Annotated in this window: 6 protein-coding genes; 2 read left to right on the top strand and 4 right to left on the bottom strand. The window is 71.7% G+C overall.

Annotation, left to right across the window (positions count from 1 at the left end):
• Positions 1-5: 5 nt before the first annotated feature.
• The 4 genes from FNH08_RS42365 to FNH08_RS42350 all read right to left on the bottom strand — a co-directional run bounded on the left by FNH08_RS42365 (position 6) and on the right by FNH08_RS42350 (position 4,248).
• Positions 6-1,274 carry a helix-turn-helix domain-containing protein gene (locus FNH08_RS42365; protein WP_228034710.1) on the bottom strand — a complete coding sequence of 423 codons (1,269 nt, stop codon included), beginning with the start codon at positions 1,272-1,274 and terminating at the stop codon, positions 6-8.
• A gap of 656 nt (positions 1,275-1,930) precedes the next feature.
• Positions 1,931-2,440, bottom strand: coding sequence for a helix-turn-helix domain-containing protein (locus tag FNH08_RS42360; protein ID WP_152776834.1), 510 nt, complete (start codon positions 2,438-2,440; stop codon positions 1,931-1,933).
• Positions 2,441-2,738: 298 nt separating this feature from the next.
• Positions 2,739-3,158 carry a DUF3017 domain-containing protein gene (locus FNH08_RS54235; RefSeq protein WP_407704564.1) on the bottom strand — a complete coding sequence of 140 codons (420 nt, stop codon included), beginning with the start codon at positions 3,156-3,158 and terminating at the stop codon, positions 2,739-2,741.
• Positions 3,159-3,393: 235 nt separating this feature from the next.
• Positions 3,394-4,248, bottom strand: a complete 855-nt coding sequence (locus FNH08_RS42350; RefSeq protein WP_152776833.1) for a bifunctional methylenetetrahydrofolate dehydrogenase/methenyltetrahydrofolate cyclohydrolase — start codon at positions 4,246-4,248, stop codon at positions 3,394-3,396.
• A 264-nt stretch (positions 4,249-4,512) separates the two neighbouring features.
• Between FNH08_RS42350 and FNH08_RS42345 the strand changes: the two genes are divergently transcribed.
• The gene (locus tag FNH08_RS42345) at positions 4,513-5,235 is read left to right on the top strand and encodes an RDD family protein (protein WP_152776832.1); all 723 of its coding nucleotides are present in this window, start codon (positions 4,513-4,515) and stop codon (positions 5,233-5,235) included.
• A 210-nt stretch (positions 5,236-5,445) separates the two neighbouring features.
• Positions 5,446-6,063, top strand: a complete 618-nt coding sequence (locus FNH08_RS42340) for an ALF repeat-containing protein (protein ID WP_322726346.1) — start codon at positions 5,446-5,448, stop codon at positions 6,061-6,063.
• Positions 6,064-6,106 lie beyond the last annotated feature (43 nt).

The following is a 6,106-nucleotide window of genomic DNA, read 5'->3' as shown; positions in this document are numbered from 1 at the left end:
GCCCCCTACTGCGTGCAGCCCTCCTGACCGCCCGCCGCCAGCGTCACGCACGCCGTCGCATCCCCCGCGTCCTTCACGGCGACCATCGGCGTGTACGCCGTGGCGTCCCCCACCGTGTCGATCGTGGCGGCCTGCTTCACCTTGCCCACGCTCACCCGCACCTCGTCCCCCTGCGCGGCGGCGGTGATCCGCGCCCAGGCGGCGTCACAGGTCTTGCTGTAGCGGACCTCGACCTGGGTCGTCCCCACGGTGACGCTGTCGGTGGTCTTCACCAGCTCGCCGCTGCACCCCATGGCCTCCGCGTCCTTGCCGGTGCAACTGGCGCCACTGCACTTCACACCGGGCGGCAGATCGGGGTTGGTGCCGGCGGAGGTCGTGGGCGTGGACGGCTTGTCGTCGGCCGCCGTCTCGTCGCCGCCGTTCGTCAAGAAGAAGGCCGCCGCGACCACGACACCCGCACCGACGACACCGGCGAGGAACATGGTCAGCCGCCGCTTGCCCCCTCCCCCGCCGGGCACACCGCTCCCGCCCGGCCGGGCGTCCTGCGGGGTCGCGGCCGGCCCGAACTCACCGGGCCCTCCAGGCGCACCCGGCCCTCCAGGCGCACCCGGCCCACCGGGCGCCCCGACGCCGCGCGACGGCCCGGACGGGTCCGACGGCGAGGCGGCCACTCCCCAACCGCCGCCCCGGGAAGCCCCGTTCCCGGCGCCACCGCTGCCGGAAGCCGCGCCGCTCGCGGAAGCCGAACCGTACGAGCCCGCGGACGACTGCCCCGACGACGCCGGCCTGTACGACCCCCGCTCCTCCTCCGGAGCCGCCCCCTGGGACGGAACCGAGGGCGGGACCGTGGGCGCCACGCCCGCCGGGCCCGCCACACCCGGCGTCGCGGTCGCGCTACGGCTCGCCCTGCCGCTCTTGCCCTTGGCGGGCGGCGAGGCCGTCCCGAGTTCCCCGAGCTCCCCGAGCGCGGCGCGCGCCTGGGAGATGCGTATGGCCTCCATGGTCATGTCGTGGCGCATCTCCGAGCGGCTCCAGGCCCGCTCGGCCAGCTCCCACATGGTGGTCAGGTGGACGGGATTGGTCCCGGTCACCTCGGCCAGCGCGACGATCGCCCCCTTGGGAGCGAGCAGCCGACCGTTCAGATAGCGCTCCCAGGACGTCTTGCTGTAACCCGTGCGGTCGGCCAACGCTGCGATGCTCAGACCACTGCGGTCGACGAGCCGCCGCAGCTGGCCGGCGAACTCCTTGACCTGCGGATCGAGTTCATCGGGCAAGGCCCTCCAACGAGGCATTGCTCCCCCCTCTTTTCCCCCCGAACGTGCCTGATCTTTCTCCCCGTACTGCTTCTCCCGCGCATGGTGCCCTCGCCGAGTACGAGCGTCCGAGCGTCCGAGTCCGCGACCCTATTTTCGACCGTACGGAGAGCGTTCCGAAGGGTTCCGGACATCTCGTTACGTCTCGTTACGTTCGTTACGCCCGCTGCGGACCAACCTGTGGGATGCGCCTGGTCAGGATGTCAGTTCCCGGAGTGGGGGCGCGCACGGAAGCATTGGGGCCGGGGCATGCACCGTTGCACACCCGTTGGTCCGCGGTCCATTGTCCCACCGCCGTCCCGTACGACCCGACGAAACCCCTGATGGGCGTGCGGGACGTCCTGAAGCATCCCAATTACCCACGCTATCCCCGGCGTTGAGCGCTCTCGCGGCAAATCCTCGAACTTGTCAACGCATCGACACAACAGGCACACATGCACAGAAACGGAAGCCGACCAGGACCCCGCGGAAGTGGGGATCACATGCACCACAGGGGCACCGGCAACGACTAGGGGCGACGAGAGCGCCCTCTCCGTCAACAGCCACGCGTGCACCAACGCGACCCGGCTACGGCACAGCCAAATCCAACCGAGATTTCACCCGAACGAAGGAGTTCGTCACGTCAGGGTGACGGCCCCGATCAGTGCGGCGGCGAGAAGGACGAGGACAATGAGGACGACGAGGGCCGCGTAGAGGGCGAGACGGCCCGGCTGCCGGCTTCGCGGCTCCTCCTCCGGGGTGTCCCACCACGGGAGGGTGGGATCGTCCTCGTACGCCCCGCGCGAGTACGCCTCCCCCGGCCGCAGCGGCACGGCCTCGGAGGCGGCGTCCGGGGCGGGCTCAGTGGTCGCCGCGGGGCGCGGCCAGACCCGTACGGCCAGCTCCCAGCGCACCCCGAAGCGTTCGGCGTCCTCGCCGGCGACCCGGCACAGGGCGACGACCGCCTGCTGGGGCGGCGGCTGGGTCCCGTTGAGGTACCGCTGCCAGGACGACTTGCTGTACGCGGTGCGCGCGCCGAGCGCGACCAGGCTCAGGCCCGTACGGTCCTTGAGGAGCCGCAACTGCTCCACGAAGTGCCGTACCTCCGGCGGAAGCCCGTCCGGCAACGGCTGCCAGGCAGCACTCATCGCTCACTTCCTCGACGTCGCGGCGGTCTGAGCGAGTGACGATGCCGGACGGCGGAGCGGTTCCCACCGGTCAGCCCGCGCCGGCACGCGGAAGCGCACCCCGTGGCGGATGCGGACACAGTGGCGGAATGGTCACCTCCGTGCCACAGCGGGCTGACAGACATTGAACAGCGTGTTCAGCGTGCACGACTGTGGATCCCGACGGCGGTCCGTCCTTACTCGGGGGAGAGGACGGGCCGCCGCCCTGGGTTCCCGGCCCGCCGAGTGGGCGCCGTCACACGTCCGGGCGCGGGCCGCGTCACTTGATCGTGAAGTGCAGCGTGTCGTCGAGGAACGGGATCTCCAGCCACGGGTTCGGCTGGGCCATCATCGCGAGCAGGACGATCGCGGTGCCGAGGACGCCGTACGTGACCATGTCGGTGAAGCGGGAGCGCACGGCGAGCATGCCGACGTCGGGCAGGGTCCAGCGCAGGACCGCGCCGGCGAGCAGGGCGGCGCCGATCAGGATCGTGCCGTAGCGGAACACGTCCAGCGCGGTCAGCAGCAGGCCGAGCCCGACGGCACCGAGCACGGCGAGGATCGGCCACTGACGGGCCGGGGCCGGGGCGCCCCGGGGCGCCGCGCGGCCGCCGCCCTCGGGGCGCGCGGTGTCACGGGTGAACAGGGGGAAGCGCCGTGTGGCCCGCTTCGGTTCCCCGGTGGCGTCGGGCGCGCTGATCGCGTCCCGGACCGTCTGCTCGGCGCTCTCCTCCGGGGAGCCGGCGTCGCCCTTCGGGGAGCCGGCGCCGCCCTCCGGGGAGCCGGCGTCGCCCTCCGGGGAGTCTGCGCCGCCCCTTGGGGATCCGGCGCCCTCCGGCCCGTCCCCCCGGGTCTCGTCCCCCCGGGTCTCGTCCTCGCGGGTCTCGTCCTCGCGGGTGCTGTCCTTCACCGTGCCCTCCGGCTCGCTCGCCGCCTCAGCCGACACCGCGCTCCGCCGCCTCGACCACGTTCACCAGCAGCTGGGCGCGGGTCATCGGGCCCACACCACCGGGGTTCGGCGAGATCCAGCCGGCGACCTCGGCGACGCCCGGGTGGACGTCGCCCACGATCTTGCCCTCGGCGGACCGCGAGACGCCGACGTCCAGGACGGCGGCGCCCGGCTTCACGTCCTCGGGCCGGACCAGGTGCGCCGAACCGGCGGCCGCGACGATGATGTCGGCGCGCTTCAGGTGCGCCGCCAGGTCGCGCGTACCCGTGTGGCACTGCGTCACCGTGGCGTTCTCGCTGCGCCGGGTCAGCAGCAGCGGCATCGGGCGCCCGATGGTGACGCCCCGGCCGACGACCACGACCTCGGCGCCCTTGATCTCGACGCCGTACCGGCGGAGGAGGGTGAGGACGCCGTTCGGGGTGCAGGGCAGCGGCGCGGGCTCGTTCAGCACCAGGCGGCCCAGGTTCATCGGGTGCAGGCCGTCAGCGTCCTTGTCCGGGTCCATCAGTTCGAGGATGCGGTTCTCGTCGATGCCCTTGGGGAGCGGCAGCTGCACGATGTAGCCGGTGCACGCGGGGTCCTCGTTCAGCTCCCGTACGACCGCCTCGATCTCCTCCTGCGTGGCGGTCGCGGGCAGTTCGCGCTGGATGGAGGCGATCCCCACCTGCGCGCAGTCGCGGTGCTTGCCGGCGACGTACTTCTGGCTGCCGGGGTCGTCGCCGACCAGGACCGTGCCGAGCCCGGGCGTGACCCCCTTCTCCTTCAGGGCCGCCACGCGGGCGGTCAGGTCGGACTTGATCGCGGCTGCGGTGGCCTTGCCATCGAGAATCTGGGCGGTCATGGGCCCCATCCTCGCGGATGACCTGCCCGTGGTTCCAATCCGGGCGCCCCCGCGCCATGGGCGATGCCGGTCACCTCGTATCCACCCATGATCAGTGATGTTGCACTTGCACAACACATAGTGAATGCCGCTGGACAAATAAGCCGAGCCTAAAGAACGATGAACCGCGCAGTGCCGCGGGCAGCGCCGGGGGGACGAACCGCATCAGATGACCCTTCCTCCGAACGTGCCGCGCGTCGTCCCCACCAACGGAGGAACACCGCCATGAGTTTCGGCGACCCGAACAACCCTTACGGGCCCCCGCAGGGTCAGCAGCCCGGTTACCCCCAGGGTCAGCAGCCCGGCTACCCGCAGGCCCCGCAGCCCGGATACGGCTACCCGCAGGGCGCCCCTCAGGGCCAGCCCGGTTACGGCTACCCGCAGGCCCCGCAGGGCGTGCCTCCGCAGCAGGGCTACGGCTACCCGCAGCAGCCCGGCGGCTACCCGGGCGGGCCCGCCGCTCCCCGAGTGGCCTCGATGGGCCGCCGCTTCGGCGCCCGTCTGATCGACGGCGTGGCCTTCGGCATCATCTACTTCATCCTCGCCGCCATCGGCGTCGCCGGTTCCGTCGGTGCGGCCCAGGACTGCGACCCGGCCGCCGCCGACTACAACACCTGCATCAACGACGCCAGCTCCAGCATCGTGGCCTCGTTCGGCGCCGTGATCGGTGTCCTCGCCGTCGTCGGCCTGCTCTACGAGTGGCTGATGACCGGCCTGGTGGGCGCAACCCTGGGCAAGATGGCCCTCGGCATGCGCGTCGTGAAGGTGGACACCGGCCAGAAGCCGGGCCTCGGCTCCGCGTTCATCCGCTGGATCATCCCGATGGTCGGCAGCTTCGCCTGCGGCATCGGCCAGCTCCTGGTCTACCTGTCGCCGTTCTGGGACAAGTCGGGCCGCCAGCAGGGCTGGCACGACAAGGCCGCGAGCACGATGGTCATCCAGAACTGACCGTCCGTCACATCGCGTTCACGCCGGCATTCACACCTGGGGCCGTGTCTCTTCCCCGTCTAGGGGGGACACGGCCCCGGTGCGTTCCTTTGTTCGAGGACCGCTTATTGGAGTGATCTCCGGCGCGGGTGAGTGTGAGAATGCCTGCCGGCGGCAGTCGCTGCCGAGTTTCCCGTTTCCCGGACTCTCTTCCTCAAGGCAGGTTCACCCGTGAGATTAACCCGTGGTGCTCTGATCGTCGCGGCGGCCGCCCTGGCGCCCGCCCTCCTGCTCGCCTCCCCGGCGCTCGCCGCCGGCACGGCCTCCTCGTCCACCGCCGTGACGGCGACGTCGGTCACGGACGGCTCCGCCACGCCGGTGGACGAGATACCGGTGGACGAGATGCCGGAGGAGGAACTCCGCATCGCCATCGCCCGCATCCTGGCCGACCCGGACTCCGGCCGACGGGTCATCCGCGAGGCCAACGCGGCCCTCGACGGCACCGTCGAGGACATGCGCCACTTCCTGGAGACGGGCTACCGCCTCGCCCAGGCCGAGGACGACCGGGTCGCCATCGTCCGCATCCTGTCCGACCCGGACTCCGGCCGCGGCGTCGTCCGCGAGGCCAACAAGGCACTCGACACCAACACCCCGGAATCCCTGCGCGCCTTCCTGGAGACCGGCTACCGCCTCGCCCAGGCCGAGGACGACCGCGTCGCCATCGTCCGCATCATCAGCAACCCGAACACCAGCGACGCGCTCCGCGCGGCCGCCCGGGAGGCCCTCGACGGCACTCCGGAGGAACTGCGGTACTTCCTGGAGGTCGGCCAGTACGAGGTGGACGGCTAGGACACCCTTCGCCGGCGGGGGACACGGGGGCGGGGCTCACGGG

The sequence above is a fragment of the Streptomyces spongiae genome (assembly GCF_009377185.1).
Classification (GTDB): domain Bacteria; phylum Actinomycetota; class Actinomycetes; order Streptomycetales; family Streptomycetaceae; genus Streptomyces; species Streptomyces spongiae.
Note: the sequence above shows the minus strand (reverse complement) of the source record. Positions and strands in the feature narration are given on the sequence as shown.

What these genes read in the sequence shown, in the direction of transcription:
- FNH08_RS42360 (WP_152776834.1), bottom strand. Translation starts at nt 2,440, where the DNA reads ATGAGTGCTGCCTGGCAGCCGTTGCCGGACGGGCTTCCGCCGGAGGTA.
- FNH08_RS42350 (WP_152776833.1), bottom strand. Translation starts at nt 4,248, where the DNA reads ATGACCGCCCAGATTCTCGATGGCAAGGCCACCGCAGCCGCGATCAAG.
- FNH08_RS42345 (WP_152776832.1), top strand. Translation starts at nt 4,513, where the DNA reads ATGAGTTTCGGCGACCCGAACAACCCTTACGGGCCCCCGCAGGGTCAG.